General features: G+C 44.8%; 1 rRNA gene. It reads right to left on the reverse strand.

The features are described from left to right. Positions 1-330 (reverse strand): 23S ribosomal RNA (locus FOT98_RS31520); the annotation flags it as partial. Between the last annotated feature and the right edge of the window lie 56 nt (positions 331-386).

Genomic DNA, 386 nt, shown 5'->3' on the forward strand with positions numbered 1-386 from the left:
TTCCTTTGTAACTCCGTATAGAATGTCCTACAACCCCAAGAGGCAAGCCTCTTGGTTTGGGCTATGTTCCGTTTCGCTCGCCGCTACTCAGGAAATCGCATTTGCTTTCTCTTCCTCCAGGTACTTAGATGTTTCAGTTCCCTGGGTCTGTCTTCCTTACCCTATGTATTCAGGTAAGGATACCATACCATTACGTATGGTGGGTTTCCCCATTCGGAAATCTTCGGATCAAAGCTTACTTACAGCTCCCCGAAGCATATCGGCGTTAGTCCCGTCCTTCATCGACTCCTAGTGTCAAGGCATCCACCGTGCGCCCTTTCTAACTTAACCAAACTAAAAATTAAAAAATATGAGCTACACTGTTATCTAGTTTTCAAAGAACATAC

The organism is Bacillus sp. HY001 (assembly GCF_007558965.1).
GTDB lineage: Bacteria > Bacillota > Bacilli > Bacillales > Bacillaceae_G > Bacillus_A > Bacillus_A mobilis.